The organism is bacterium (assembly GCA_037131655.1).
In the GTDB taxonomy this organism is placed as follows: domain Bacteria; phylum Armatimonadota; class Fimbriimonadia; order Fimbriimonadales; family JBAXQP01; genus JBAXQP01.
Genome location: JBAXQP010000375.1, coordinates 1 through 2,242, shown reverse-complemented (window position 1 = coordinate 2,242; position 2,242 = coordinate 1). Strand labels below are relative to the sequence as shown.

The 2,242-nt window shown below is 45.6% G+C and carries 2 protein-coding genes; one reads left to right on the top strand and one right to left on the bottom strand.

Annotated features, from left to right (window positions below; all coding sequences use genetic code 11):
- The coding region (locus WCO51_12625; protein ID MEI6514097.1) for a ThuA domain-containing protein at positions 1-1,460 on the bottom strand (1,460 nt) is incomplete at its 3' end.
- 223 nt (positions 1,461-1,683) lie between these two features.
- Here WCO51_12625 and WCO51_12620 point away from each other — a divergent pair.
- The coding region (locus WCO51_12620) for an NAD(P)-dependent oxidoreductase (GenBank protein MEI6514096.1) at positions 1,684-2,242 on the top strand (559 nt) is incomplete at its 3' end.

The window sequence follows — 2,242 nt, the reverse complement described above, 5'->3', positions numbered from 1 at the left end:
TCCTCCATGCAAATGCGGTGGCAAGCTCCGCTTGCACCAATCATATCAGTGAATTCTTTCCAGCCCGCAAAGCTGATAATAGCCGCATGAAGGGCCATAAACCCGCCGCCTCGGGTGACGAACTCGGTCACGTTCTTCTCCATCATTTCGTTGCGATAGCTGGCCGATGTATTGTTGTTAAATAAAATTGCATCGAACTGGTCCAGACTGCCATTGGTAAACACATCGGGATCGTGTGTCACCACGGTGGAATATGCTCCAGTCTTCTCGCCCATTCGCGTGAAAACCAAATTGGTATAGGGTATAGATGGATGGTATCGCTTTGTTGGGTCGAAGCTATCATCGAAGATAAGCAATTTGCGCGGCTTCGCCGGTTTGGCTGGAGCCAATTTTGGCAGCGCGCGCTCAATCAGCCGGAACTCATCGTCGCAAATATCCCTCCATGATGAGCATTCCAGGAAGGTTTCAGGAGTCTGCGACTGTATGCTCTCTTCCATTGGCTTGCCCATAGGCGTCGGCGGATTCGGGGTGGTATCGCCAACCAGATCGCCTAGAACGAACTGCGCCGAAGCAAGGAAAAAATTCATGAGTTTCTCATGCCAGAAGACGTGTTCGTTGTGGCCGAAATTGCAGTACATGACACGACCCTTGCCATGACTCTTCACCCAAACAACCGGAAATTGCCCAGGCTGTGCTTTTGTAAAGGGTTTGTCGTTCGACAGCATGGCCGTGTCGGTATCCACCGAAATCAGCACGCGGACGTTGTCGCGCGTGTAGGGTGCGCCGAAGAATAATATCTCGTCGCTCCAATCTACATGCATTGGGTATCGTTGTCCGTCGAACATCCTACTCACCGGGTGCCCAGGATCCTCGGCCTTAAAGATATAAGACTCGCGATTTATCCTGTAACAGGTGCCGGGGGTTCCGTTCATACGCTCGTGGTCATAGGCGTCGGCACCCCACTTGTCGAGGTCGTGACCTGAGGGGCGAGCACCGATCATAGCCCCGAACTCCGGCCACTTGTCCTCACCCTTCTCCATGAAGGCGCTGATGGCAGCATGCAGACACATCAGACCACCGCCGTCCGCGACAAACTCGAGCAGATTGCTACGTAACTGCTTATCTTCAAAAAGGTTCCCTGTCGTATCGTTTAACAGAATCGCATCGAATTGTTTGAGACTGTCAGCAGCGAAGACTGCCGGGTCATTCTCCACAACTGCGGTAAATGTGCCGGTCTTCTCACCCATAAGCGAAAATGCCAGGTTGGCGTATGGAATCCCGACGTGTTTGAACTCCAAGGCGAGATCAAAGATCAATAGTTTTCGCGGTTTCACCGGTAGGGCCAGAGCCTCTTTAGGTAGCGCCCACTCAATCATTTCCCGTTCTTCGTTGCTAACACCGGCAAAGGATGGGCTTGTTGTATTCTTTTCCTTTTGCATGTTGCTCTCTTTATCTTTCATTCATCTTCCTCCTTTATTATCTTGTTTAATATGATTATCTCGTTGATGAATACTCGGAATATAAAAAATTATAGCGGTAACTGTTATCGTATGATTATATTTAATATTTTTTCATATGCTATTTACATTGTCAACTCTATAACGATTGAATTTTCCCGATATTTATCCTCATTTGAAGGAACCTGTAGTATACTTAAAATATTAAACTTAGGAGGTTGTTTATTTGAACATTTTCATTACAGGTGGAACCGGATTTATTGGCTCACATGTCGCGATGGCTTTTGTTGATCAAGGTCATAAAATAACTATGTTAGCTAGAAATCCAAATAAGGTTCCAAAGTTTGCAGAAATATCGAACATAGAAATTGTGGAGGGAGACATTACAGACGCAAAACTAATTGAAAGATTAGTATGTGGTCATGATGCCTGCGTTCATATTGCTTTGAATTATAGGAATTCTTCTGGAAGCGAAGTGTTAATTAATGATACCCTGCCAACCGTTCAACTCTCTGATTATGCGAAAAATGCAAAAGTAAAACATTTCATTTACACATCATCTACAGCTGCAAACGACAGTTCTTACTCGAGCAATAAAGTTACTGGAGATGTGAATGTCTCGCTCATTACTTCACAAACGAAACAACGTCCTGCAACATTTTATGGTGCCACAAAAACTGCAAGTGAAAACTTCCTTATCGCTCAATCATACCAATCGGACATGAGAATTAATATAATTCGACCTGGTTATGTGTTTGGCAATCCGGTTATCGAAGGAGCTTTTA